Origin of the sequence: Sneathiella chinensis (assembly GCF_012720115.1) — a bacterium.
GTDB lineage: Bacteria > Pseudomonadota > Alphaproteobacteria > Sneathiellales > Sneathiellaceae > Sneathiella > Sneathiella chinensis.
Map to the genome: position 1 here is coordinate 80,686 of NZ_VNWN01000007.1, position 24,197 is coordinate 104,882.

Here is a 24,197-nt window from a genome sequence, read left to right on the forward strand (position 1 = left end):
TCTGCTTTTGGCCGGGTCCCTGCTTCTTGGGACCGCGTTGACCGCACCGGGGGCACAGGCCAATTCCGGTCAGGCAACAGCCACCCTTCTGGTGGATGATGGTATTGAACGGGAAAGCCGGGCTGTCGTTCCCCGCAGCAAACCTGATTTGAGAAATGTTCCGGTCCCCCGTCCCAATCCGGGGACCGTGGTGGCCAGTATTGCCCCCTCCCTTCCCGCAGCCGATGTACCGCTGCCCAAGGAACGGCCCGTCAGCCTGATCCTGCCGCCGAAACCCTTTGATACGGGCCTGATGTCCGCGAAAGACCGGAAAATCTATACGCAGGCGTTCCGGGAAATGCGGCAGCGCAACTGGCAAAAGGCAATCTCGCTGGCGGATACCGCCAAATATGACCTGCCCGCCAAATATATCCGCTGGTCGTGGCTGAAAGCCTATAAGGGCGGCGCCAGTTTTCACGATATTACCTCGTTCCTGATCGACAATCCCGACTGGCCCTATCGGGGCACCCTGATGCGCCGCGCCGAAGAGGCGCTGGTCAATCCCGCCCCGGCGGACCGGACCCTGTCATGGTTCTCGGACCGGACCCCGCTTACCGGCATGGGGATGCTACGCTATGGCGAAGCCCTCTTGAGTGTGGGGCAGAAAGACAAGGGACAGGACTGGATCCGACAGGCCTGGGCGGAAGGAAATTTCAGCGAGGGTCTGGAAAAGCAGTTTCTTGCCTCCCACAAGGACAGGCTAACCAAGGCGGATCATGAGGCCCGCATGGACCGGTTGCTGTGGGATCACCGCGCCGATGATGCCATCCGTATGCTGGACCGGGTCGGCAGCACCGCCAAGAAACTGGCCGTGGCCCGTATTCGCCTGATGCGCATGAAAGGCAATGTGGACGCCGCCATCAACAACATCCCCGCCGAATTCCAGAATGATCCGGGCCTGCTCTATGAACGCACCCGCTGGCGGCGGCGCAAGGGCATGCACGAAGGCGCACAGGAAATTCTTCTGGGTCTGAACGGCGATGCCTCCAACCCCGAATTATGGTGGACAGAACGGCACATCCAGTCCCGGAAACTCCTGCATAAGGGATATGTGTCCGAGGCGTACCGGCTGGCCAGTCAGCATGGCCTGACGACCGGGGCCGATTTTGCTGCGGCGGAATGGCTTTCCGGCTGGATTTCGCTCCGCTTCCTGCATGATTACAAGGTGGCGCTGGATCACTTCACCCGCTTCTATAACAATGTCAGCTATCCCATCAGCCGGGCGCGCGGTGCCTATTGGACAGGCCGGGCCTATGCGGCCCTGAAGGACAAACGCTCTGCCCAGTACTGGTATGAGGAAGCCACCCGCTACGCCACCACCTTCTATGGGCAGGTCGCCCTTGGCGAGCTTGGCAAATACCATATGCCCAGCATTCCGGTCACCCCGCACCCTGATACGGCCACCCGCAAGGCGTTCGAGAAAAACGAACTGGTGCTCATCTCCCGGCATCTGGCAGAACTTGGCGAAGGACGCCGTTCAAGGCCGTTCCTGCTGGCCCTGACCGAACAGGCGAAAACCCCGCAGCAATATGCCTATTTCAGCGAACTCGCCCATACCATCGAGCGCCCCGACTATGCGGTGACCGTGGCCAAGCGGGCGTCACAACTGGGAACGGAACTAACCCATATCAGTTGGCCGACCCACACCCCGACCACGGAAAAGCCCCCCATTGAAAAGCCGCTGGTTCTGGCCATCACCCGGCAGGAAAGCGCCTTCGCCGCCGATGCGGTGTCCCATGCGGGTGCCCGGGGCCTGATGCAGTTGATGCCGGCAACGGCCAAGTCTGTTTCGCGCAAATTGAACCTGTCCTATTCCACGTCGCGCCTGACGGCCGACCCGGCCTATAACACCCTTCTTGGCAGCACCTATCTTGGCAACCTGATCGACCGGTTCGACGGCTCCTATATTCTGGCCATCGCGTCCTATAATGCGGGCCCCGGTCGGACAAACCAGTGGATCCGCGAATGGGGCGATCCCCGCCTTGGCGAAATTGACAATATCGACTGGATCGAGCTGATCCCCTTCTCGGAAACCCGCAACTATGTCCAGCGGGTGATGGAAAACCTTCAGGTGTACCGGCAGCTTCTGGGAAATAACGAACGGCAGCTTGTCCAGATTGCCGAAGACCTTGATCGGGGTCGGTCCCTGAATTAGCAAGGGGCGCGCCCGCGGCCCCGTCCGGGGGGCGGTTTTGCGCCCCACCGGATATCCCTTGCAATAACGGGAAATTCAACCCACATTCTGACAGTGCCGGGAGGGGCACAAACAGATAAGGGACATAAATCCGATGACAGACCAGCCATTATCGGGGATCAAGGCCTGCGTGTTTGACGCCTATGGCACCCTGTTCGATGTGAATGCCGCCGCCCGTCAGGAACAGGACCGCCTTGGCGAGGCCTGGGAGCAGATTGCCGACCTCTGGCGCATGAAGCAGTTGCAATATACCTGGCTGCGCAGTCTTCAGGACAATTACGCGGATTTCTGGCAGGTCACGGGCGAGGCGCTTGATTTTGCGCTGGCATCCGTGGGCATGACAGACCCGCGCCTGAAATCCCGCCTGATGGACCTGTATCTGACCCTGTCCGCCTATCCAGAAGTGGCCGACACCCTGACCAAACTCAACAATGCCGGAATGCGCTGCGCCATCCTGTCCAATGGATCACCGGACATGCTGAATGCCGCCGTGCGCAATGCAGGCCTCACCGACCTTCTGGACGGGATTTACTCGGTGCAGGACGTCAAGGTCTTCAAGCCCCATCCCAAGGTCTATCAGCTTGCTGTTGATCGGCTGCATGTGGATGCCCGCCAGATCTGTTTTCAGTCGTCCAACGGCTGGGATGCCTATTCCGCACGGGACTTCGGCTTTCGGGTTATCTGGTGCAACCGCTTCAATCAGGCAGCAGAGCGCATCCCCGCCCCGCCGGATCATCAGGTGACAAACTTGCGGGACATCCTGCCCCTGCTTGGGGTTTGACCAGCCCCATGCCCTCTTTCTTTTTTACGGACCATAACCAGCGGTGACACAGACCATGACTTTCAAGGAATGCCACTATAAAAGCGCCGACGGGCTTGATCTTTATTACCGCACCTATGGCGAGGAGACGGACCGGGCGCCGCTGGTCTGTCTTTCCGGCCTGACGCGCAATTCCGGAGATTTTGATGATTTCGCCCATCGATATTGCCGGGATCGCCGGGTCTATGCCCTTGACTATCGGGGACGGGGAAAATCCGCCTATGACCCGGATTATCGCAACTACAATCCCCAGACCTATATTGCCGACGTGCTGCAATTCCTGACCGTTCTCGGCATCGACCGGGCGGTTCTGGTGGGCACCTCGCTTGGCGGCATCATCTCCATGGCCCTTGCCGCCATGGTACCGGACCGGATTTGCGGGGTTGTCCTGAATGATATCGGCCCTGAAATCAATGCCGCGGGCGGCAGCCGCATTGCCGGTTATGTGGGCAAGGATATCCGCTTTGACACATTGGAACAGGCAGCGGAGGCCCAGAAAACCCAGTTTCTGTCCGCCTATCCCGATCTTGTCGATGCGGGATGGATGAAAACCACCCTGCCCGCCTTCATTCTGGATGCGGCTGCGGGGAACTACCGCCCCAACTATGATCTTGCCATCGGCAAGGCCCTGCTGGAACAGGTGCAGGAAGACAATCCGGTTGACCTGTGGCCGTTTTTTAAGGCACTAAAGAGCATACCGACACTCGCAATACGCGGGGCTCTTTCCGATGTGCTGAGCGAAGAAGTCTTCGATAAAATGAAGGCCGCCCACCCGAATATGGAGCATGTCACAATCAAAAACCGGGGTCATGTGCCACAGCTTGACGAACCGGAAGCCTTGGAAAAATTGGATGAGTTTCTTGAACGAGTTTGAATTCACCCCCACCTACGACACCGTTTGTCAGGCCGCAGACCGGATCCGGGACGTGGTCGTCCGAACCCCGCTTCTGGAAAGCCCGGCGCTTAACAAGAAAATTGGCGCCCGGTTGCTGGTCAAATGCGAAACCCTGCAAGTGACCGGCTCCTTCAAGTTTCGCGGGGCCTATAACGCCATTAGCTCGCTGCCCGATGAGGTACGCGCTCGCGGCGTCTTCGCCTATTCCAGTGGCAACCACGCCCAAGGCATCGCCCATGCGGCAGAGATGATGAATATTCCCGCCACCATCCTGATGCCGGAAGACAGCCCCGCCATCAAGATCAGCAACACCCGCGGCTATGGGGCCACCGTGGTCACCTATGACCGATACACGGAATCCCGCGAGGAAATCGGCGCACGAATTGCGGAAAAAGACGGCCTGACCCTGATCAAGCCCTATGACAATCCGGCCATTGTATCCGGTCAGGGGACCATCGGTCTGGAAATTGCCCAGCAGTTGAAGGAAAAAGGCCTGACCGCCGATTACCTGTCCGCCCCGTGCGGTGGTGGGGGGTTGATCAGCGGCATTACCCTTGCCATGGCAAAGGAAAGCCCGACCACCCGCCTGATTGCGGCTGAGCCGGAAAATTTCGACGACACCACACGGTCCCTCGCCCTTGGCGAACGGGTCAGCAATGAGCCCGGCCACCGCAGCATCTGTGATGCCATCGTCACCCCCATGCCCGGCGAGATCACCTTCCCCATCCTGCAAGGCAACGGGGTCACCGGTGTCTTTCTGACCGAACGGGAAGTAACAAACGCAGTGCGAACCGCCTTTACCGATCTCAAGATCGTGGTGGAACCCGGCGGCGCTGTCGCCCTTGCCGCCTATCTGTCGGGCAAGGTGGATATCGCTGGCAAGACGGTGGTTGCCGTCTGTTCCGGCGGGAACGTGGATGCCCCTCTCTTTGCGGATATCCTGCTGGAAAAGCTCTAGGATTCGGCATAGGCCCGGCTTCTGGATATCAGGGCCGGGCCTGTTTTCCGCCGATCAGGCCCCGATCTGTTGCAAAAAGACCTGATCCATTTGGATCATGCGTCCGTTTTTTCCCTGTTATTTTCACGCCATAGCAGGAATTATTCATCTGATAGAACTTGTTCCAAAATTGCGACAGGGGGGCAAAAAAAATGCGCCCGCCTTGCCCCTACCCCAACAGTAAACACTAACATAAGTAGTAAATTACCTATATCTTTTGGGGTGATATTTTCCCTATTCTGCCAGCAACTTAAAAAGCCATGCCGGGCGGAAAAGCATTTTGCACACCGCCCCGCCCTTTTTCGGCGAAGGTCGGTTGCCAGCACCTCTCTCACGCTACCAGCCCTCTTTCCCACATCCTATTGATGTGAAAGGACGCAACGGCGTTCCTTTTCAAATAAACCCAATAAATCAATGAATAAAAACATTAAATGGAATCCCGTAAAACAACAGCGCACCCAGAATTATTCCCAATAACTAGAAAAACGACCAAGAAATTGACGCAATAAATTAAAAATACACCGCAATAAAAAAGAACAAATAGTACAACTTTACAGATTAATGGCATGACCATAACCTCCCTTTATTAACACAAAGGAGATTTTCACCATGCCAAAAGCCCATACTCATACATCCCCCACCACCACTACCAACGCTTGTTTCAAGAAAGACGCCCGCATTGCCGATCCCGGCACCGTGCGGATCGGCAACATGAGTCCCGCCTTCCGCGTCTCTCGCGATGCCTCGGCCAGCGTTCGGGATGATGAAAAACTCCGGATCGGGAACATGAGCCCCGCCTTCCGTGTCTCTCGCGACGCCCCGGCCAGCGTTCGGGATGATGAAAAACTCCGGATCGGGAACATGAGCCCCGCCTTCCGTGTCTCCCGCGACGCCCCGGCCAGCGTTCAGGATGATGAAAAGCTCCGTATTGGCAACATGAGCCCCGCCTTCCGCGTCTCTCGTGATGCCCCGGCCAGCGTTCGGGATGATGAAAAACTCCGTATCGGCAACATGAGCCCCGCCTTCCGTGTCGCTCGCGATGCCCCGGCCAGCGTTCGGGATGATGAAAAACTCCGTATCGGCAACATGAGCCCCGCCTTCCGTGTCGCTCGCGATGCCCCGGCCAGCGTTCGGGATGATGAAAAGCTCCGGATCGGCAACATGAGCCCGATTTTCAAGCGGTAAACTGACAGTAAACACCCAGCCTGTTCCCAGCAAGGAGATCTGTATGCATCAGGACAGCCCGCGGCTGCCAGACACCCGGCCACAGGAGACAATTGTCAAATTCTTCCGGCTGATCCCTCACTGTCCGCTTCCGCAGCGTGCCGATCGCGCTGCGGGAGGGTTGTTGCCCACCCGGGCTTTTCGCTATTGCGAGCCCATGACCACGGCCTCGGCCTTTGGCTGGTACGCTTTTGCGCCGCTGGATTTCAGTGTGGTCTGGGACGGGGTGGATATTCTCTGGACCTGGCCCGACGCGGACTCGTGGTATCCGCTGGATGCAGTGCAATTTCCCGATTTCAGGAAAACATTCGATGCGTCCTGCCCGGAAGCACTGCGCGGATATGCGCCGCCCTTCCTGTCCGCCCCGCCAGAGCCGGGGCTGCTGAAAATCTGGACGGGATTAATTGCCCGCACCGCACCCGACTGGCGCCTTTTGGTACGCGCCCCCGCCAACCTGCCCCGCAGTCTCAATTTTGAGCATTTCGAAGGCATTATCGAGACGGACCGCTGGTTTGGTCCGCTCTTTACAAACCTGCGCCTGACCAAAACGGATATCCCGATCCGCTTTCGTACCGATATGCCGCTGGTCCAGTTGCAACCCCTGCACCGGTCCGTTCTGGATGACAAAATGCTGAACAGTTTTGAGATCGGCGAAAGCCTTGATGATCTGGACGCATCAGACTGGCAGGCCTATCACGACACGCTTGTCGCGCCGGGCGGCCCGCAGGATCGGGAACGGGGCCTCTATGCCCGCACCTCCCGCCAGAACGCCAAAAAGGGAAGCCCGAGCGGCACGGAAGAGCCGCGCCGCTGAAATCAGGCTTCCCCCAAAAGGGCAGGACGTTCCGTTACAGAATGTCGCCAAGCGCCTTGTTCAGATGGCTCAATGTGCGGTCCATATTATGCAGCTTGTCCAGACCGAACAGGCCAAGGCGGAAGGTTTGGTAATCGTCCGGTTCGTCACATTGCAGCGGAACACCCGCCGCAATCTGCACACCGATATCGGCAAATTTCTTGCCGTTGTGAACCTGACTGTCATCGGTATAGAAAACCGCAACGCCCGGTGCCTCAAACCCCGGTGCGGCCACACTGCGGAACTGCTTTTCGGCCATCAGGGCGCGCGCCTTGCGGCCCAATTCCCACTGTTCCTGCATGACCTTGTCAAAACCGTACTGTTCCGTTTCCTTTACCGTATCCCGGAAGCTGGCCAGCGCATCGGTTGGCAGGGTCGCATGATAGGCATATCCGCCGTTCTCATAGGCTTCCATGATCTCCACCCATTTCTTGAGATCACAGGCAAAGCTGGAACTGGTGGTTCCGTCAAGTCTTGTGCGGGCCTCGTCCCCCAGCATCACAAGACCGCAACAGGGCGAAGCACTCCACCCCTTTTGCGGGGCGCTGATCAGGATATCGATGCCGACCGCCTTCATGTCCACCCACACCGTGCCGGACGCGATGCAATCCAGAACGAACAGGCCGCCAACCTCGTGAATGGCCTCGGCCACGGCTTTCAGATAGTCATCCGGCAGGATGATCCCGGACGCAGTTTCCACATGGGGGGCAAACACAACATCCGGCTTTTCGCGGCGGATGGTCTCGACAACCTCCTCAACCGGGGGCGGTGCAAAGGCGGCCTGACGCCCGTCATTGACCGGGCGGGCCTTCAGCACCGTGGAACTGGCCGGAATGTTGCACGCGTCGAAAATCTGGGTCCAGCGATAGCTGAACCAGCCATTGCGGATGACCAGTGTTTTCTTGCCTCCGGCAAACTGACGGGCCACTGCCTCCATGGCATAGGTTCCGCCGCCCGGCACAACGGCCACTGATGCCGCGTTGTAAACCGTTTTCAGGCTGCTGGAGATATCATTCATAACCCCTTGAAAAGACTTGGACATATGATTCAAGGAGCGATCCGTGAAAACCACGGAAAATTCCATCAGTCCATCCGGGTCCACATCCGGCAACAATCCACCCATTTCCATCTCCTTTGGCGACAGCGTTATTATTTCTTATCCTATTTCACTATTGAAATCGGGCAGAAAGCACAAGAGTTTAATCCCCACCAGCACCCCAAAGACGATACACGGGGGATCAGGGGCTAGTTGGTCGCCCAGAACTCTCCGTTCTGCAATTGCTCACGGTAGCTGCTCATGAAACCTTCAAGCTGGCCGATCTTGGCAATGGCGGAGGACCGTTCGCGGAAATTGACATCCGCACCGCCCGTTGTATCGGTGATCAGGTCGAAGGCATCCCGGTCAGGTGTTTCCGCAATTTTCGCACGGTAGGTCTTGCGCATGGCGGCCAACCCGGCGGCGTCATTGGCAAGGCTGCGGGCCACGGCCAGTTGCATCACCAGTTGCCGGTCCTCATTGGACAGCGCCGCATTTCCGGTTGCCCCATGCCGGGACAACAGGGCCTCAAGAGCCTTGATCGTGTTGGGCCAGTCCTTTGCCTGCCAGTGGATTTCAAGACGCAGCCTGTCCGCCTTCTCGCTTTTATCCTCGGTCAGCAGGGCCAGCGCCTCTTCATAATCGGCAAGTTCCGCATAGGCGCGGGACTGGATATGCAGCCGTTCCTGTTTGACGCTGTCCTTCAGCAATCGCCAGCGGGTCTTTTTCAGGACATTCAGGGCCTCTTGCGGCTGACCATCCCACAAATGGATGGCGGCCAGCTTGGTCCCGGTCAGGGCCTTTTGCTCCCCTTTCAGGCGGAAATTGACCTGATGGTCCAACAATTGCGCGGCCTGTTCCAGAAGGTCAATCTCAACCAGCCGATCCGACAGCTTGCGGATCATCTCGTCGCCCTTCCGACCCAGCGGGGTCAGTTCCCGATATTCATAATACAAAGCCAGTGCCTTGATGGGTGGCAGGCTGTCTGCCTCCCCTTCCAGGAACAGGCGATTGAACAGGTCGTTCATTTCGCGGGCAATATCCCGCGCACGGGGCGACTCCGGGAAGGTGGAAACGATAGAGCGGAATACCTCTAACCCTTCGCTATAGCGTCCTGTTGCAATCAGCAAATCGCCGATCCGCTTGCGGATCTCCAACTCCAGACCATCGCCGCGCCAGGAGAAATCCATCTGCTTGAACGCGTCAATCGCCTCGTCGGTTGTCAGAACGCCCTGCGCCAGTTCGGCATTGACCTTTTCAAAGCGTGCCCGTGCCTCAATCGGGGGAATGTTATAGGACATGGCCTGTTCAAATTTCAGGATACCCTCCTCCAGATTACCGGCACGAACCGCCGCAACCCCTTCCAGATATTCCCGTTTTGCAAGCAAGGCCGGATCGGTTTTCCCCTCGATCCCCACCTTCAGGCTGGCGAGCGCGGCCATCGCCCTCTCGATATCATAGTCCGCCAACGCGGCCTCGGCCTCCAGCAGGTGGAAGCGGTTCTGACGATCCTGATTATAGACCCCAAAGGCCGGCTTCCCGTCCAGAATCTCGCGCCGGGCGGTTTTCCAGTCCTCTTGCTGTCCCGCAGCAATCGCCCGCCACGGGGCCACCTCGCTGATGCCGTTAAAAGCCGGGTGGAACAGGTCTTCGCGGGCCTTTTCCGTATGGTTCATCCCCAGATTGGAGAGACCCCGCAGCAAACGATAGACAGAATCCTCGTCCGCCCGCGGATCATCGGCCTGTATCCGGGCCAGAACCCCAAGGGCATCGGCATGGAAATCATGGGCAACCAGGAATTTTGCCAGCTCCATACGGGCGGCATTCCGCCCCGGCCCCGGTGACCGTGCGACCTTGCGCTGTAACAGTTGCTTGCGGTCCCAAAAATCCCGGCTCGACACCTGCGCCCATTCGTTCAGGCGAACCAGTTGCGCCTGATCGGGCTGCTGCGAGAACCGATCCGTCTGGTCGCCGTCCGCAAACAGGTCCTCTCGCGAGATGGTGCGGGAAAGCTGCAACCCCCCATCCGCGCTGATCACAACACCGTTCCGTTCAACCTCGACCACAACGGACGGGTCTTTCGGGTCAAGGGCAATGCCCTGCACGGACGGCAGAACCTGAAACTGCGAGAACAGGCGGATTTTATCCAGCCCCCAACTGGGCGAATACAGCGGGATCGCCACCAGTTCGTCGCCAGCCTCGGGGTCCTCAAAGGTGATCCGATCACCATTATTCACCGCCGGGATGAAAACACGGGCACCGCCGCGGGAGGCAGGCTGGCGCTGTACATCCACCAGATGCTCGATCACCGGGGCCTCTCCCAGACGGAAATCAATCTGCCATTCATTGCCGACCCGCGCCACGGCGGGGGCATATCCGTCCCGGATATCCAGTCTGGCAAGCGTCGCCGTTGCGTGCGGCAGTTGCTTGCGCCGCATCACCAGAAGTTTGTACGGCCCTTCAAGGGCATCAAAATCAAGGGTAATTTTCTGATCGAAAATCAGCCAATAGGCACCGGCCCGCTCGAACAGGGCCATACCGGTGGATTGCTGCCACGGAAAGATCAGGCGGAAACCATCCTTCAACTTGCCAACGGACACCGTCAAAACGTCCGCTCCGGCCCCTTGGGGTGTCACAGCCTGTTGTGCGGCGGGTTTTGCCGTCTGTGCGGGTACAAGGGATCGCGGCGCGACCGGTTGGGCCTTGACCGGGGCCACCGGGGCGGCCGTCACGGCAGGCATCGGCTTTTCCGCCGCTGCGGTATTTGCGGCATTTGCGGTCGTCTGGCCTGCACTGGCGGCCGATCCAGTCTCCTGAACCCCCGCGTCCTTAGCCGGCTTGCTTGCTATCACTTTCGCGCTGGGCGTGTTTTCAGCGCGGGGGACTTCATCGCTGAAATCAAAGGCGATGCTGTTGCCACTTCGGAAGGATTTCACCTCAACCGGTCCCCGTGTCTGAACGGTAACCTCTGTCCGTCCGTCCGCCGTTGACGCCTTCAGCCCTGTCAGGCGATCGGGAAGACGTCGGCTCACCGCTGCCGTATCAAGGCTGCCTGCCTTGTCAAAGGACAGGACAAAACCGTTTCCGCTTTCCTGAACGCTAAAGCCGGTTTGCGTGGGCCAATCGAACACCAGTCGGCTAAACGATGCGTGATTACCGCTTCTGACCTTGACGGCAGGGGCCGCTTTCGCCCCCGCACCCTTCTTCAGATCAACAACAAACACTGTTCCGTAAGAGGATGTTTTTAAATCAAAATTACCCTTCAACGGAAAGCGGGCTGTACGACCATCATCCTGAAATTCACCGGCCCCGACATACCCGTCCAGATCCCGGCTCACCTTGGCCAGATCGGCGCTGAACGGCTTTTCAAAGCGGACCACCAGATAGCCGCCATCCACCGTGGCCGCTGCCTTGACGGCGCGCCCCCAATCGAACACAAGACGACCATAAGTCGGATGTTCACCGGCGCGAATGTCAACTTTCTCGGCGGACAGCACCGGCGCAGACAGGGTCATCAGGCCCCAGAAGGCCGCCCCCATCATCATGTTTTTCCTGACTGTCTGCCAACTCATAACCGGTTCCGTTTCCATCCTGCCGCTTCGCGGATGACAATATCAACTCTCCTTGCACGCGAAAATCTTTTTTCCCGGTCCGGAATGTCACCCAATTCGTAAAACCGGGAATCCGCCATACCGAAAACCCGGATGGGATAGCCATATCCCGCCTGCTCCAACTGTTCCGCCACGGCCAAAGCCCGCGCCAGAGACAGGCCCCAGTTATTGATAAAACGCGAAGACTCGCTGAGGAAGGGTTTCGGGTCCGTATGCCCGTAAATCTCGACCCGGTTCTCCATATAGCGCAAACTCTCGCCCAACTGGCCCATGATCTCGGTCAGGGTATCCGTTGCCCGGTTGCCGCCCCGCTCGAAATAGGAATCCCCGATAAACGAGATGACCAACCGGCCCGAAGCCTTGAACATCTCGATATCCGCCATTTCCGGGCTGGCGGCGAATTTTTCGCCCAGAATATTGGCCAGATAATCCAGATCAAAGGCCCGCCGTTCGGAAAACAGTTCCACCGTCTTTTCAGCCGTGGGCCCATCCTCTGTCTCGGTTACCTGTTCGTTCAGCTTGTATCCCAGCGTATCCAGTATTTTTTCCCAGCTTTCCTGCTTCACCTCGCTCATGGAAAACAGCAGGACAAAGAAAACCAGCAGCAAGGCCAGAAGATCTGCAAGCGAGGTCAACCACATGGAGTTCCGCCGCTTGGGCGCTGGCGGTTGATACAAATCGGAGGGGATCATTCATCCTCTCCTTTCGGGCGGAACTGCGGGGCCGACGTATCCCGGTCATAGAACCGGAAACTGATCTGGTTGTTCCCCTCCTGGGTCAGGCCAATGAAAATATTGCGGGATGGAACCCCCTGCTCCAGAAAACGGCTGACCAGTGCATTCAGGCGCCGCGCGGTCAGGTTTTCGGCAATGTTATCGGCTGTCGGCAAGGCACTTCCCGTGTCCATCAGGATTTCAAGGTCCGTAGGTGCCACACCAACCCGTTTGACCAGCAGGCGGGCGGTTTCGGTGAACAGGCCTGCCCGGGCCAGCCGGATATTCTGTTCCTGATCGGCGAAAATCTGACTGACCGGCACCCGGAAACGAAGCGAGTCCCCGGTATCGGAAAGTTCACTTTCCACCAGCGGGATTTCCGCATCAAACACCCGCCGCACCTCTTCGTGGAAGCTGGACAGGCCCAGTTCGTCGCCAACCAGTGCCCGTTCGTTCGAACTGGGCTTGGGGTCGCCCTTGAACGCGATATCAATACTGCCGATCACCTGCTTGACCCGGTCCTCCCGTGGGACGGACACGGAATACAAATAGATAAAAAAGGCCAGCAGCAGGAAATACAGTGACGCATACACCATGGCCGTGGCGTTTGCGGATTTACTTTCCTTCTCCTTGATATCGGGAAAATCAGTCATTGCACACCATCTGCACCGGCTCAGTCGAAACTGGCCAGAAGGGCGTCAATATCATCCTGCGAATTGCCATTGCCTTCCAGTTGCGGACCGTTCAAAAGATCTGCATCCGGACGGGTGTCCATCTCCTTGATCCCGGCGGGGGTATCGCGCCGCGTCTCGCCCTTGTTGACCGGGGTGCCAAGGGATTCCGCCAGCTTGTTGATGTTACCTTCAATATATTGCAGCGTGGTCACAACCTTGTTGATCCGCTGACCGGTGATATCCTGAAAGTTGGACGCCTCGTAAATCTGGGTGATGATGTCGGTAATTTCCGTTTCATCATCCCCGCCAAGGCGGCTTCCGATTTCGCCCAGCTTGTCGGCGGCATCAAGAAAGGTATTGGTGGCCTCCTCGGTGGCTTCCACAATCGCGGTCAGTTCATCGGCGGCGGCGGGAATATGCTGCTCGCTGATTTCCTGCGGTTGCAGGGACCGGATTTCCTCGCGGGCGCGGCGGATATAATCCACCAGTTCAAGGATCTGGTTCTGGATGTGGATTTCCGGCGCGGAAATATCCCCTTCGATCCCCCCCATCAGTCCTTCAACTAGGGCGGCAACCTCGGTGATTTCAACCGTATCGCCCTGCGCCGCCTTGATATCGGCCACCCTGTCAGAAAGATGTTTTGAGAAAGCTTCTGGATTCATGACCACACCTGTCCGTCCAATAATTACTCAGGTCGTTTTAATTCAACTTACCCGTCAATGGTTAATCCGCCGTAAAGGACAGGGGGTCTTCCCCCCTTGCCACGTCCCTTACCCTTCCTTGCTGTCCACTTGCGGCAACTGTTTGCGGGTTGCCAACTCAACAGTCAGCATCTTGGCCCGCTCGTCATCCATCTTGGCAAGAATACCGGCCAACTTGGCTTCCTTCATCATGGCGGACACATCCAGCAGCACACTCATATCAAGCGTGTTGAAAATCCGGGCGGCATCCTTCGGCTTCATTTTCTCGTAGATGCTGACCAGACTGAGCAGTTTCTGTTCTTCCTGCTCGTCATGCTTTTTCAGCAGGTCCTGAATGGTCGCCTCGATTTCCTTCAGGCGGGCAATCTTGTCGTCAATCCGCGCCTCGGTCGCCTTCAGAAGGTTGTCGCGCATGTCCAGTTCCTTGTCCCGGCGGTCCAGTTCGTCCCGGCGCTCAACCAGACGCTGCAACACCTCGATTTCACTGGCGGACAGGTCGGCGGCACTGACCGGCTGTGGCTGCCCGGACGGGGCAGCAGCAGCATCCTGCCCGCTCCCGGCAGGCTTTGCGGCCGTATCGGCAGCCCGGTTCGCCCCCTCGGCCTTTTCGGCCTGGTCGCTGGTGGTGTCATTGGCGGCCTGCGCCTGCACTTCCGGGACTTTCAGGTCCAGAAACAGCCCTTGCGCATCGGTCCAGACGGTCCCGATCTTCAATCCGAAGACCAAAACCATGGCAATCAAGGTGACCGGCAGAATACGGAGGTTTTTCATGACGACTTACCCGTTCCCATTCTTTCTGGACAACATCTGAAGCAATTCCTTTTCCGCCTCGGATCGTTTGGCGGACCCGTCAGAGAACGGGGTTTCCCGCTTCTCGGCCAGTGTTTCCGCCATTTTCCGGGCCTGTTTTTCCATCCGCTTGTCCCGGACAAGTTCGGCTGACGGATCAAGAACCAGTTCGTCCTCGTCTGCTTTCAGGGTTTGCGATGCCACGCCAACCCCCTCTTGCAGGCGGTCCGCAATACGCTGCCCGGACGCATTGATCAGTTTCAGTTCCTCAATCAGGGTGCGGGCCGCATCCAGTTCGCCCTGAAGGTCCTTGCCCGCTTCCTTGCTGGCGATCTTCATTTCCTCAACGGCGAGACGGGACCGGGTTGTGGCCTGATCAAATTCCCGCGCCACCTTGTGAAGCTCGCTTTGCGCATCGCGCATCACGGACAGTTTCTTGTGCAGCCGGGCGCAATATCCAATGGTCGCCCCCAGCAGGCAGATCAACAGCACATCCAGTATCAGCGGAACAGAAATCATATCCATCATACCCTTACCCTAAATGCCGCAAGGTCTTGTCCACCTTGACGGCAATATTCTGTCCGGACCGGCCCATCTTGCCGGAAACCATCTTCATCCCGCCGCAGTTCAGGACCACCGGACTGTTCGGCGAGGCATTCAGCATGATGGTATCCCCGATTTCCAGCGACAGGATTTCGTTGAGGGACATCTGCTGCTCGTCCAGAACGGCCATGATATCCACCTCGGTGGACCAGAGTTCGGTGGCAAGGTGGTTTTCCCAGATGCTGTCGCGGCCGAATTTTTCACCCATGAACATCTGCAGCAGCAATTCACGAACCGGCTCCAGCGTGGCATAGGGCAGAAGAAGTTCCAGACGGCCGCCCCGGTCCTCCATATCAATCCGCAGCTTGATCAGGATGGCCGCGTTGGCCGGACGGGCAATGGTGGCAAAGCGGGGGTTGGTCTCGACCCGTTCCTGATTGAAACTGACCGGGCTGAGCGGCTCGAACGCCGCGGACATATCCGCCAGAATGACGCTCACCATCCGTTCCACAAGGTTCCGTTCAATGGTGGTATAGGGCCGCCCCTCAATCCGCATGGCCGCAGTGCCGCGCCGTCCGCCCAGCAGAACGTCCACAATGGAATAGATCAGCGAACTATCGACCATGATCAGGCCATAGTTATCCCATTCCTCGGCCCGGAAAACGCTGAGGATCGCCGGAAGCGGAATGGAGTTCAGATAGTCACCAAACCGGATGGAGGTGATATTGTCGAGGCTGACTTCCACATTGTCGGACGTGAAATTGCGCAGCGAGGTTGTCATCATGCGCACAAGCCGGTCGAACACCACTTCCAACATGGGAAGACGTTCATAGTTGACCAGTGCCGAATTGATGATCGCCTTGATACCGGACTTGTCCCCGCCGCCGTCCGCATCCATGTCGAAACCGAGCAGGCTGTCGATTTCATCCTGGTTCAGGACACGGGTGGACTGGCCGCTGGCGGCCTCTTCGATACTGGTGCCGGACGGCTCGTCCTCCATGCCCATGGCGGCTGCCATATCCATGTCGTCATCGCTCATGCCCATGGCCGCGGCCATGTCCATTTCATCGTCGCCGGCTTCTGCGGCCATCGCCGCAGCCATATCCATTTCGTCGTCGAGATCAGCCATAGAAAACCTTATTGAACCAGCATTTCCTTGAACAGGACATCCTTGACCTGAATCGGTTTGACAGAACTGTTGATCCGATACAGCAGTTCTTCCTTCAGACGGTAAATCCCGCCTGCCCCTTTCAGATCCTCTGCCCGCAATTGACGCAGATAGACCTGAAAATTATCCATAACACGCGGCATCAGCTTTTCAAGTTCCGGGAGTGCAAGTTGATCGTTCAGCTCCAGCGAGACCGAAATCTTCAGGAAGCTGTTGCCTGCGCCATTGGTATCCAGATTGACCAGCATTTCCGGCAAGTCATAAAAGACCACAACCTCCGGTGCTTTCGGCTCCTCTTCCTCAACCACTTCCTCGTCCGGGGCCTCCCCGTCGAACACACCCGCAACGAACGCCCCGCCGACGCCGCCGCCCACAAGAAGAAGCGGCAACAGGATGAAAAGGACGAGGACCTTGCCACTCAAGCCCTTTTTCTTGACCTTTTCCGTGCCATCCGCGTTGAGGTCGCTCGCACCTTCTCCGTTTACATCTGCCATAACTGACCGGGCCCTTAATCAAGAATCAATTCTGCTCCAGATTAGGACACTAGAGATGCTTGGTTAACAAGAGGTTGAAATTCTCCTTTTGCATCTCCTTTTTTGAAATTTTTTTCAACTCTTTTTCAGAAAATTTTAGACATCCGAAGGGTGCCGGAAAATATTGCCGTCCCTCCCGGCCAATTGTTCCCCCAAACGCCCCTTCCCCGCCCCGGAAGAAAACCAACCCCTTGATTTACCTGCCTTTTATTTCTGGCACGGCTCTTGCTTAGTAAGGGGCAGATAACGTTTTTGCCAAAAGGGCGGAGCCAGAAATGGAAAATGCAGTTTACATCGGTTTGTCACAACAGGTTGCCCTTCGGCGCCAGCTGGATATCGTTGCGAACAACCTTGCCAACCAGAACACCACCGGGTTCAAAGGCTCCCAGCCCCTGTTCGAGGAATTTCTGATCAAGGAACAAACTGCACATACCAAAATGTCCTATGTTCAAGACTTCGGCCTGTATACCGATGTCCGGCAGGGCGTGATCCAGAATACGGGCCGCACGCTGGACGTTGCCATCAACGGCGACGGTTACTTCACCATCGAGACAGACGCCGGCCTTCGCTATACCCGGAACGGTAACTTCAAGCTGGACCCGGATGGCAACATTGTCACCACCGCGGGCGACCTTCTGGTGGATGAGGACGGCCAGCCGATCCAGGTGAACCTTGAATTCAAGGAACTGGAAATCGCCCCGGACGGCACCATCACCACCGCCCCCGGACAGACCCAGAAACTTGAAATGATCACCTTCGAAAACCAACAGAACCTGAAGGCCGTCGGGAACGGCTATTACAACGCTGGCGACGAGGCGCCCCTGCCCACACAGGATGCCCGCCTGCTTCAGGGGTCTCTGGAAAAATCAAACGTCAATCCAATTCTGGAAATGACTTCGATGATCGAGGTCATGCGTTCCTATCAGGCAGCCCAGAAGCTGCTGGATGCGGAGCATGATCTGCAGATGAAAAGTATCGAAGAACTTCCCGCGATTCAGTAAGAGAGGAATGTAATCATGCGTGCACTTGGAACAGCAGCAACGGGAATGTTGGCGCAGCAGCTTAATGTTGACGTCATTTCCAACAACATTGCCAACATGACCACCACCGGCTTCAAACGCCAGCGGGCGGAATTCCAGGACCTTCTCTATCAGGATCTGCGGCGCGCCGGTGCGGCCTCTTCCGATGCGGGAACAGTTGTCCCGTCCGGCATTCAGGTCGGTATCGGTGTGAAAACCGCATCCGTCTACCGGATCATGGATCAGGGCGGCATGGAAAATACGGAAAACACCTATGACATGGCCATTCAGGGCGACGGTTTCTTCCGCGTTCTTCTGCCAAGCGGCGAGGAAGCCTACACCCGCGCCGGCTCCTTTCAGGTCAGCCCCACCGGCGAAATCGTAACGCAGGACGGCTTTACCGTGGTTCCCTCCATCACCGTTCCGCAGGACGCCATCAGCGTCACCATCAACACCAGCGGCGAGGTTCAGGTCCAGCTTGACGGTCAGGTGAACCTGCAGACCGTGGGTCAGTTCGATCTGGCCATCTTCTTTAACGAAGCAGGCCTGCAGCCCATGGGCGACAACCTGTTCAAGGAAAGCCCCGCCTCTGGCGCGCCGACAGTGGGTGTGCCGGGTTCCGTTGGTTTTGGCTCTATCCGGCAAGGGTATCTGGAAACATCGAACGTGAATTCCGTATCCGAGATCACCTCCCTGATCAGCGCCCAGCGGGCATACGAGATGAACTCCAAGGTCATCACCACCGCTGACGAGATGATGTCCGTCACCAACCAGTTGAAGTAACCCCGGTCCGGCGGAATAAAACTCTCTAGAACAGAAGAGGTCGTGTTATGAAATACATTGCAGCATTCCTTGTCACCCTGATCACCCTGTCGGCAGATTTTGCCGCCGCCAATGTGGTCAACCTGCGCACCGATATTACAATCGATGGCGACACCGTCACCTTTGGCGATATTTTCGAAGGCGCTGGCGACAAAACGGACTATGTGATTGCCAATGCCCCCGCACCGGGGAAAAGCACGACCTTCAAGGCAACCTCTGTGGCATTTGTGGCCCGCAAGCACGGCCTGGACTGGCGCCCGACCCGCCCGATCCAGCGTGTCACGGTCTCCCGCGCCGGTGTTGCCGTTCCCCAGCAACTGATTGCCGAGGAAATCCGCTTCACCCTGCAGGAAGAACTGGGGACGGACATGTTTGACATGGCCCTGTCCACACAACACCCGAACATCAACGTATCCCCCAGCGAGGCCACTTCCGTTGCCGTGGAAAGCCTGTCCTACAGCCGTCAGAAGGGGAGCTTTGTCGCCACGGTTCTGGCCCCGGCCAATGCCGAAACCGGACGCCGGTACAAGATCAGCGGCAATGTCCACGCCCTGATCGAGGTTCCGGTTCTGTCCCGTCACCTGCCGACCGGCGCCAAAATCACCGAAGCGGACATCACCTACAAGACCATTCGCAAGGACCAGCTTGGCCGGGCCACCGTGGCCGACGCCAGCGTCCTGATCGGCAAAAGCCCAATCCGCAATATTCGCCCGGACACACCGATCAATATCCGCAACCTTGGGGATCCGGTGACCGTGGAAAAAGGGAAACTGGTTGCGGTGCTGTTCCGTCAGGGGGGGATTGCCCTCTCCGTCACCGGCCGCACCCTTGAAAATGGCGGCGAAGGCGAGATCATTCGTGTTGAGAATATCGCCAGCCGTAAAATCATTCAGGCGGAAGTCATCAACTCACAAGAAGTCCGCATCATCACCGCCCAGCAGCGCCTGGCCAACCTTCAGTAATCTCGAAGTGGAGACTGTATCATGACCCGCACACTGACAAATACACTTGCCAAGGCAACGCTGGTTCTCGGACTGGGGGCCCTGCTGACCGGATGCAACGCTTACAGCCGGATCGCCTCCATCGGTTCCGAACCCCCGCTTTCCGGGATTGAAAACCCCATGGCCTCAAAGGATTACCGCCCGGTGGCCCTGCCCATGCCCCGCCCTGAACCCGCCGTTCAGCAGGCCAACTCCCTGTGGCGGCCCGGCTCCCGCGCCTTTTTCAAGGACCAGCGGGCCAACCAGATCGGCGATATCCTGACCGTGGTTGTGGAAATTTCCGACAAGGCCAAGCTCAGCAACACCACCTCCACCTCCCGCTCCGCGTCCGAGGCGGCCTCGGCTGGCAGCCTGTTGGGACTGGAATCCCAGCTCTCGAAAGTGCTGCCCGAAGCCGTTGATCCCGGCTCCCTTGCCGATCTCGACAGCAGCCACACGGTTTCTGGCAGCGGCGCCGTGGACCGGACCGAAACCATCGAGATGGAGATCGCCGCCATTGTGATGCAGATTTTGCCGAACGGAAATATGGTCATTTCCGGCCGTCAGGAAGTCCGCGTCAACTTTGAAAGCCGCGACCTTTATGTGACCGGTGTGGTCCGCCCGGAAGATATTTCCTCTGACAACACCATCAAAAGCTCCAAGATCGCCGAGGCCCGTGTCGCCTATGGCGGGCGCGGTCACCTGACCGATGTTCAGCAGGCCCGGTATGGCCAGCAGCTTTTCGATATCATCTTCCCGTTCTGATCCTTCGGAACCGGATGAAAAACAGGGGCGGTCCATGCGGGCCGCCCTTTTTTGTTGAACCGCCCCCGGCCCGGCACACGCATAGGGTAAAATGATGCAGAAACACCGTTAAATGTTTGATTTCCGCTACGGTATTGGGATATGAAGCCACCCTAATATTGCAGGATCGTTCCCGGTTCAGGACGGCCCCCCGCATTCACGACACAGACAGTAAGGAAGTACCCCATGCCCCCACGACGCGGCGGCGCCCTCGTCCTTTTTTCAGGCGGTCAGGATTCCGCCACCTGCCTTGCCTGGGCCCTGTCCCGGTTTGACAGGGTGGAAACCGTTGGCTTCGATTACGGTCAGCGCCACAAGGTCGAACTGGAGGTTCGCGAGACCTTCCGCAACCGGCTGAAAGACAGCTTCCCCGACTGGCGGGATCGCCTTGGGGACGATCACATGCTGGATGCCACGGTGATCAAGCAGATCGGAGCCTCTGCCATGACCGACACAATTGCCATCGAAATGACCGATGCGGGCCTTCCCAATACCTTTGTGCCGGGGCGCAACCTGCTGTTTTTCACGCTGGCCGGGGCGCTTGCCTATCGGCGGGACCTCAGAACCCTTGTGGGCGGCATGTGCGAAACCGACTATTCCGGATACCCTGATTGCCGGGATGATACCCTGAAAGCCCAGCAGGTTACCCTGTCCCTTGGGCTGGACCGCAAATGCACCGTGGAAACGCCGCTGATGTGGCTGGACAAGGCGGCCACTTTTGCCCTTGCCGAAACCCTTGGCGGCGAGACACTGGTACAACTGATCGTGGAGGAAACCCACACCTGTTACCTTGGTGACCGCACACAGCGGCATGACTGGGGATATGGCTGCGGCACCTGCCCCGCCTGCCAATTGCGGGCCGCTGGCTGGGCTGCCTATCGGAAGTCGCCCCAATGACCTACAGCGTGAAAGAAATGTTCCTGACCCTTCAGGGGGAAGGCGCGCAATCCGGCCGCGCCGCCGTTTTCCTGCGCTTTTCCGGCTGCAACCTGTGGACCGGACGGGAACAGGACCGCGAAACAGCCGCCTGCCGGTTCTGCGACACCGACTTTGTCGGTACGGATGGTGTGGGCGGCGGTAAGTTCAAAACCGCCGACCTGTTGGCCGATGCCGTGCTTGAAAAATGGCCGGGCGGCGGCAAGCCGTATGTGGTTTGCACCGGCGGGGAACCCCTGTTGCAACTGGACGCGCCCCTGATCGACGCCCTGCACCAGCGGGGGTTTGAGGTCGCCGTGGAAACCAATGGCAGCCTGCCTGTCCCGGACAGCATCGACTGGATCTGTGTTTCACCGAAAGGGGCAACGCCCCTGAAGCAGACCTTTGGGGACGAATTGAAGCTGGTCTTTCCGCAAGCAGAGCCGGAAGCGGACCCGGAAAGATTTGCCGGACTGGACTTCACCCATTTTTACCTGCAACCCAAGGATATCCCGTCCCGCCCGGAGCAAGCCCTTGAACATACCCGGATGACAGAGAAATACTGCCTGTCCCATCCGCGGTGGAAGCTGAGCGTCCAGACCCACAAACTGGTCGGCTTTCCCTGAGCACCCCTCCGCCCCAAGTATATTTTAGTAACCGAACCCGTGACCCCTATGAGAATTTTTCGCGATTTCCACTTCGAGGCAGCCCACCACCTGCCCCATGCCTTTCCCGATGGCCATGTCAATCAGCGCCTGCACGGGCACAGCTTTCGGGTGCGGATCACCCTGTCCGGGGCACCGTCACCGGAAACCGGCCTGATCGAGGATCTTGGCCGAATGATGGAAATTGCCGCCGAGGTTCGGGAGCAACTGGACCATCATTACCTGAACGATATCGAGGGGCTGGAAAAGCCCACCCTTGAAAACCTTTCCCAATGGATCTGGCGAAAACTGGCCCCGGCCCTTCCCGGTCTGTATCAGGTGGGTGTCTATCGCGACAGCTGCGGGGAAGGATGTGACTATAACGGTGAATTTGAAACCGAGGATACCAAACCATGACTGATTACACGGAATTCCAGACCACCCTTGGTCAGGATGTGAAAGCCCCCCAATCCCCGGAAGAGGCCGTTCTTGACGCGGTTCCAAATCCGCAGGCAGGCACCCTTGCGGTTGTCCGCTTTACCTGCCCGGAATTCACCTCCATCTGTCCAGTGACCGGCCAGCCCGACTTTGGCCATCTGGTGGTGGACTATATACCCGACCAGAGGCTGGTTGAATCCAAGTCTCTGAAACTGTTCCTGCAAAGTTTCCGTAACCACGGCGCCTTTCACGAGGATTGCACCATCAATGTGGGCAAGCGCATCGCCGAGGCGACCAAGCCCATCTGGCTTCGGATCGGTGGATACTGGTATCCGCGCGGCGGTATTCCCATTGATGTTTTCTGGCAGACAGGCACGCCGCCCGAAGGCGTCTGGCTGCCTGATCAGGGCGTTGCCCCCTATCGGGGCCGCGGATAAAAATCCCCATAAAAAAAGCCGGCGCGTGCCGGCTTTTTTTATTCTCTCCCCCGGATCAATCGTCCCGGTAGATTTTTTCACGCCGTTCATGACGTTCCTGCGCCTCAAGGCTCAGGGTTGCGACCGGCCGGGCTTCCAACCGTTTCAGGGAGATAGGCTCTCCCGTCTCGTCACAATATCCATAACTGCCTTCATCGATGCGACGCAACGCGGAATCAATCTTGCCAATCAGCTTGCGCTGACGGTCCCGCGTTCTGAGTTCCAGAGCACGTTCTGATTCAGTGGAGGCACGATCGGCAATGTCTGGCTCCTTGACAGTTTCTTCCTGTAGGTTGGCCAGAGTCTGGTTGGCATCTGCCAGAATATCGCTACGCCATTTCAGCAGCTTTTCGCGGAAATATTCCTGCTGCCGAGGGTTCATAAATGGCTCGTCCTCAGACGGGCGATAATCACTTGGAAGTTGAACGTTCATTAAGCTACTCCGGATAGCACACTTTTTCAACGGGCTGCATTATATGAGTGTGATGGACACTCTGCAACACCCCTATGACAAAAATATAATGAGAACCGTAAAATTTTATGAAATTCCCCTCAAATTGTCTCCTGATCAACGCAAACGATTGCTGGAAGGCTTCGTTTCAGGCCTGAACCCATGCCGAAAACAGCCTGATCAGAATCCAAGTTTTGCAAGCTCAACCGCTGCCCGAACCTCAATATCGCGGACAATTTCCGCCAGCTTCGGGTCGGCCCCGGCCACATCCATTCCCTCCAGTGCGGATTGCAGCCTTTTCAACCGCTCAACCGGAATGGACCCCAACAGAAGGCCATGCCGGACCTCTTCCAGTCGCGCCAGAAGATCCTGCCCCAGCATCAGGGCTTTCTTGTTCCCGGTGGTTGAATCGTCCACGCCCTGCAAGGCCATGATCGCATCAATGGATGCAATCGGGGATGCAGAAGCGACATTGCTGGCTGGAAGGGTGTCCTGTCCGCCCGACGGTATGGAGAATTTCTCACCGGTGCCGGAGGTAGCCTTACCGCTTCGCGACTTCTGGGTTGATCCCAAACGGCCTGGACCTGAAACTCTCATGACATATCCCGTAAAGGTTTGTATTTCCATTTGTTTTAGGTTTGTTTGGGCCATTTTGCAAGTTTTTCCCATTTTTGCGGCGGCCAATCTTGCCCTCTCGCCCGGAAAAATTTGCCCGCGCCCCGCCCTTCCTGCCGCACAGCTTCAGACAAAGCCCAGCAAATTCAACGACTTGCCGATGAAAAATCTTGGCACACTTTTCGCATAACCAGTTGCAACAGCGATTTCAGCGCCCCGGCGAATTCCGGGGCCAGAGATGGA

Annotated in this window: 26 protein-coding genes; 15 read left to right on the top strand and 11 right to left on the bottom strand. The window is 57.6% G+C overall.

The genetic code is table 11. From position 1 onward, the window contains the following. Positions 1–7 precede the first annotated feature (7 nt). The 6 genes from FQB27_RS12830 to FQB27_RS12855 all read left to right on the top strand — a co-directional run bounded on the left by FQB27_RS12830 (position 8) and on the right by FQB27_RS12855 (position 6,983). On the top strand, positions 8–2,194 hold the full coding sequence (locus tag FQB27_RS12830) for a lytic transglycosylase domain-containing protein (RefSeq protein ID WP_169561461.1): 2,187 nt from the start codon (positions 8–10) through the stop codon (positions 2,192–2,194). 133 nt (positions 2,195–2,327) lie between these two features. Beyond that, entirely contained in the window at positions 2,328–3,014 is a 687-nt protein-coding gene (locus FQB27_RS12835; protein ID WP_169561462.1) for a haloacid dehalogenase type II, read from the top strand. Between the two features lie 55 nt (positions 3,015–3,069). After that, on the top strand, positions 3,070–3,927 hold the full coding sequence (locus FQB27_RS12840) for an alpha/beta fold hydrolase (RefSeq protein ID WP_169561463.1): 858 nt from the start codon (positions 3,070–3,072) through the stop codon (positions 3,925–3,927). Further along, entirely contained in the window at positions 3,905–4,906 is a 1,002-nt protein-coding gene (locus FQB27_RS12845; protein WP_169561464.1) for a threonine ammonia-lyase, read from the top strand. Before FQB27_RS12840 ends, FQB27_RS12845 begins: the two co-directional genes overlap by 23 nt. 648 nt (positions 4,907–5,554) lie before the next feature. Then, on the top strand, positions 5,555–6,130 hold the full coding sequence (locus tag FQB27_RS12850) for a hypothetical protein (RefSeq protein ID WP_169561465.1): 576 nt from the start codon (positions 5,555–5,557) through the stop codon (positions 6,128–6,130). Positions 6,131–6,173: 43 nt separating this feature from the next. After that, a complete protein-coding gene (locus FQB27_RS12855; RefSeq protein ID WP_169561466.1) occupies positions 6,174–6,983 on the top strand; it encodes a DUF6065 family protein in 810 nt (269 codons plus the stop codon). 34 nt (positions 6,984–7,017) lie between these two features. Here FQB27_RS12855 and FQB27_RS12860 read toward each other — a convergent pair whose 3' ends face one another. The 9 genes from FQB27_RS12860 to FQB27_RS12900 all read right to left on the bottom strand — a co-directional run bounded on the left by FQB27_RS12860 (position 7,018) and on the right by FQB27_RS12900 (position 16,751). Continuing rightward, positions 7,018–8,145: an aminotransferase class V-fold PLP-dependent enzyme gene (locus FQB27_RS12860; protein WP_169561467.1), complete on the bottom strand. Its 1,128-nt coding sequence runs from the start codon at positions 8,143–8,145 to the stop codon at positions 7,018–7,020. 122 nt (positions 8,146–8,267) lie between these two features. Beyond that, positions 8,268–11,630, bottom strand: a complete 3,363-nt coding sequence (locus FQB27_RS12865) for a hypothetical protein (RefSeq protein ID WP_169561468.1) — start codon at positions 11,628–11,630, stop codon at positions 8,268–8,270. Continuing rightward, a complete protein-coding gene (locus FQB27_RS12870) occupies positions 11,627–12,361 on the bottom strand; it encodes an OmpA/MotB family protein (protein WP_169561469.1) in 735 nt (244 codons plus the stop codon). Before FQB27_RS12870 ends, FQB27_RS12865 begins: the two co-directional genes overlap by 4 nt. Continuing rightward, positions 12,358–13,035 (bottom strand): flagellar motor protein MotB, encoded by a 678-nt coding sequence (locus tag FQB27_RS12875; RefSeq protein WP_169561470.1) that lies wholly within the window; start codon positions 13,033–13,035, stop codon positions 12,358–12,360. Before FQB27_RS12875 ends, FQB27_RS12870 begins: the two co-directional genes overlap by 4 nt. 20 nt (positions 13,036–13,055) lie before the next feature. Continuing rightward, the gene (locus FQB27_RS12880) at positions 13,056–13,718 is read right to left on the bottom strand and encodes a protein phosphatase CheZ (protein WP_169561471.1); all 663 of its coding nucleotides are present in this window, start codon (positions 13,716–13,718) and stop codon (positions 13,056–13,058) included. A 108-nt stretch (positions 13,719–13,826) separates the two neighbouring features. Further along, positions 13,827–14,528 carry a MotE family protein gene (locus tag FQB27_RS12885; protein ID WP_169561472.1) on the bottom strand — a complete coding sequence of 234 codons (702 nt, stop codon included), beginning with the start codon at positions 14,526–14,528 and terminating at the stop codon, positions 13,827–13,829. Between the two features lie 6 nt (positions 14,529–14,534). Next, complete coding sequence (locus FQB27_RS12890) at positions 14,535–15,074, bottom strand: DUF6468 domain-containing protein (protein ID WP_169561473.1); 540 nt, start codon at positions 15,072–15,074, stop codon at positions 14,535–14,537. A 4-nt stretch (positions 15,075–15,078) separates the two neighbouring features. Beyond that, positions 15,079–16,218: a flagellar motor switch protein FliM gene (fliM, locus tag FQB27_RS12895; protein ID WP_169561474.1), complete on the bottom strand. Its 1,140-nt coding sequence runs from the start codon at positions 16,216–16,218 to the stop codon at positions 15,079–15,081. An 8-nt stretch (positions 16,219–16,226) separates the two neighbouring features. Next, positions 16,227–16,751, bottom strand: a complete 525-nt coding sequence (locus FQB27_RS12900) for a flagellar basal body-associated FliL family protein (protein WP_169561475.1) — start codon at positions 16,749–16,751, stop codon at positions 16,227–16,229. Between the two features lie 314 nt (positions 16,752–17,065). On the opposite strand from FQB27_RS12900, the gene flgF reads away from it, so the two are divergent. The 8 genes from flgF to queF all read left to right on the top strand — a co-directional run bounded on the left by flgF (position 17,066) and on the right by queF (position 22,849). After that, the gene (flgF, locus tag FQB27_RS12905) at positions 17,066–17,791 is read left to right on the top strand and encodes a flagellar basal-body rod protein FlgF (RefSeq protein WP_169561476.1); all 726 of its coding nucleotides are present in this window, start codon (positions 17,066–17,068) and stop codon (positions 17,789–17,791) included. Between the two features lie 15 nt (positions 17,792–17,806). Beyond that, the gene (gene flgG / locus FQB27_RS12910) at positions 17,807–18,592 is read left to right on the top strand and encodes a flagellar basal-body rod protein FlgG (RefSeq protein WP_169561477.1); all 786 of its coding nucleotides are present in this window, start codon (positions 17,807–17,809) and stop codon (positions 18,590–18,592) included. 47 nt (positions 18,593–18,639) lie between these two features. Further along, positions 18,640–19,593 carry a flagellar basal body P-ring formation chaperone FlgA gene (gene flgA, locus FQB27_RS12915; RefSeq protein WP_169561478.1) on the top strand — a complete coding sequence of 318 codons (954 nt, stop codon included), beginning with the start codon at positions 18,640–18,642 and terminating at the stop codon, positions 19,591–19,593. 21 nt (positions 19,594–19,614) lie between these two features. Next, entirely contained in the window at positions 19,615–20,376 is a 762-nt protein-coding gene (gene flgH / locus FQB27_RS12920; RefSeq protein ID WP_206374647.1) for a flagellar basal body L-ring protein FlgH, read from the top strand. Positions 20,377–20,601: 225 nt separating this feature from the next. Then, positions 20,602–21,312, top strand: coding sequence for a 7-cyano-7-deazaguanine synthase QueC (gene queC / locus FQB27_RS12925; protein WP_169561479.1), 711 nt, complete (start codon positions 20,602–20,604; stop codon positions 21,310–21,312). Further along, positions 21,309–21,956, top strand: a complete 648-nt coding sequence (gene queE, locus FQB27_RS12930) for a 7-carboxy-7-deazaguanine synthase (RefSeq protein WP_169561480.1) — start codon at positions 21,309–21,311, stop codon at positions 21,954–21,956. The genes queC and queE overlap by 4 nt, the downstream gene beginning before the upstream one ends. A 48-nt stretch (positions 21,957–22,004) precedes the next feature. Beyond that, positions 22,005–22,391, top strand: coding sequence for a 6-pyruvoyl trahydropterin synthase family protein (locus FQB27_RS12935; protein ID WP_169561481.1), 387 nt, complete (start codon positions 22,005–22,007; stop codon positions 22,389–22,391). Further along, positions 22,388–22,849 (top strand): preQ(1) synthase, encoded by a 462-nt coding sequence (queF, locus tag FQB27_RS12940; RefSeq protein ID WP_169561482.1) that lies wholly within the window; start codon positions 22,388–22,390, stop codon positions 22,847–22,849. The genes FQB27_RS12935 and queF overlap by 4 nt, the downstream gene beginning before the upstream one ends. 55 nt (positions 22,850–22,904) lie before the next feature. On the opposite strand, the gene dksA is transcribed toward queF, so the two are convergent. Both dksA and FQB27_RS12950 read right to left on the bottom strand, forming a co-directional pair. Continuing rightward, complete coding sequence (gene dksA / locus FQB27_RS12945) at positions 22,905–23,321, bottom strand: RNA polymerase-binding protein DksA (RefSeq protein WP_169561483.1); 417 nt, start codon at positions 23,319–23,321, stop codon at positions 22,905–22,907. Between the two features lie 198 nt (positions 23,322–23,519). Next, positions 23,520–23,936 (bottom strand): flagellar assembly protein FliX, encoded by a 417-nt coding sequence (locus FQB27_RS12950; protein ID WP_169561484.1) that lies wholly within the window; start codon positions 23,934–23,936, stop codon positions 23,520–23,522. Between FQB27_RS12950 and FQB27_RS12955 the strand changes: the two genes are divergently transcribed. Further along, complete coding sequence (locus FQB27_RS12955) at positions 23,935–24,144, top strand: hypothetical protein (RefSeq protein WP_169561485.1); 210 nt, start codon at positions 23,935–23,937, stop codon at positions 24,142–24,144. The genes FQB27_RS12950 and FQB27_RS12955 overlap by 2 nt on opposite strands. Positions 24,145–24,197: the final 53 nt, after the last annotated feature.

Coding starts and splice junctions, on each gene's coding strand:
- FQB27_RS12835 (WP_169561462.1), top strand. CDS start 2,328: ATGACAGACCAGCCATTATCGGGGATCAAGGCCTGCGTGTTTGACGCC.
- FQB27_RS12840 (WP_169561463.1), top strand. CDS start 3,070: ATGACTTTCAAGGAATGCCACTATAAAAGCGCCGACGGGCTTGATCTT.
- FQB27_RS12845 (WP_169561464.1), top strand. CDS start 3,905: ATGAGTTTCTTGAACGAGTTTGAATTCACCCCCACCTACGACACCGTT.
- FQB27_RS12850 (WP_169561465.1), top strand. CDS start 5,555: ATGCCAAAAGCCCATACTCATACATCCCCCACCACCACTACCAACGCT.
- FQB27_RS12855 (WP_169561466.1), top strand. CDS start 6,174: ATGCATCAGGACAGCCCGCGGCTGCCAGACACCCGGCCACAGGAGACA.
- FQB27_RS12860 (WP_169561467.1), bottom strand. CDS start 8,145: ATGGGTGGATTGTTGCCGGATGTGGACCCGGATGGACTGATGGAATTT.
- FQB27_RS12865 (WP_169561468.1), bottom strand. CDS start 11,630: ATGAGTTGGCAGACAGTCAGGAAAAACATGATGATGGGGGCGGCCTTC.
- FQB27_RS12870 (WP_169561469.1), bottom strand. CDS start 12,361: ATGATCCCCTCCGATTTGTATCAACCGCCAGCGCCCAAGCGGCGGAAC.
- FQB27_RS12875 (WP_169561470.1), bottom strand. CDS start 13,035: ATGACTGATTTTCCCGATATCAAGGAGAAGGAAAGTAAATCCGCAAAC.
- FQB27_RS12880 (WP_169561471.1), bottom strand. CDS start 13,718: ATGAATCCAGAAGCTTTCTCAAAACATCTTTCTGACAGGGTGGCCGAT.
- FQB27_RS12885 (WP_169561472.1), bottom strand. CDS start 14,528: ATGAAAAACCTCCGTATTCTGCCGGTCACCTTGATTGCCATGGTTTTG.
- FQB27_RS12890 (WP_169561473.1), bottom strand. CDS start 15,074: ATGATGGATATGATTTCTGTTCCGCTGATACTGGATGTGCTGTTGATC.
- fliM (WP_169561474.1), bottom strand. CDS start 16,218: ATGGCTGATCTCGACGACGAAATGGATATGGCTGCGGCGATGGCCGCA.
- FQB27_RS12900 (WP_169561475.1), bottom strand. CDS start 16,751: ATGGCAGATGTAAACGGAGAAGGTGCGAGCGACCTCAACGCGGATGGC.
- flgF (WP_169561476.1), top strand. CDS start 17,066: ATGGAAAATGCAGTTTACATCGGTTTGTCACAACAGGTTGCCCTTCGG.
- flgG (WP_169561477.1), top strand. CDS start 17,807: ATGCGTGCACTTGGAACAGCAGCAACGGGAATGTTGGCGCAGCAGCTT.
- flgA (WP_169561478.1), top strand. CDS start 18,640: ATGAAATACATTGCAGCATTCCTTGTCACCCTGATCACCCTGTCGGCA.
- flgH (WP_206374647.1), top strand. CDS start 19,615: ATGACCCGCACACTGACAAATACACTTGCCAAGGCAACGCTGGTTCTC.
- queC (WP_169561479.1), top strand. CDS start 20,602: ATGCCCCCACGACGCGGCGGCGCCCTCGTCCTTTTTTCAGGCGGTCAG.
- queE (WP_169561480.1), top strand. CDS start 21,309: ATGACCTACAGCGTGAAAGAAATGTTCCTGACCCTTCAGGGGGAAGGC.
- FQB27_RS12935 (WP_169561481.1), top strand. CDS start 22,005: ATGAGAATTTTTCGCGATTTCCACTTCGAGGCAGCCCACCACCTGCCC.
- queF (WP_169561482.1), top strand. CDS start 22,388: ATGACTGATTACACGGAATTCCAGACCACCCTTGGTCAGGATGTGAAA.
- dksA (WP_169561483.1), bottom strand. CDS start 23,321: ATGAACGTTCAACTTCCAAGTGATTATCGCCCGTCTGAGGACGAGCCA.
- FQB27_RS12955 (WP_169561485.1), top strand. CDS start 23,935: ATGACATATCCCGTAAAGGTTTGTATTTCCATTTGTTTTAGGTTTGTT.
- FQB27_RS12950 (WP_169561484.1), bottom strand. CDS start 23,936: ATGAGAGTTTCAGGTCCAGGCCGTTTGGGATCAACCCAGAAGTCGCGA.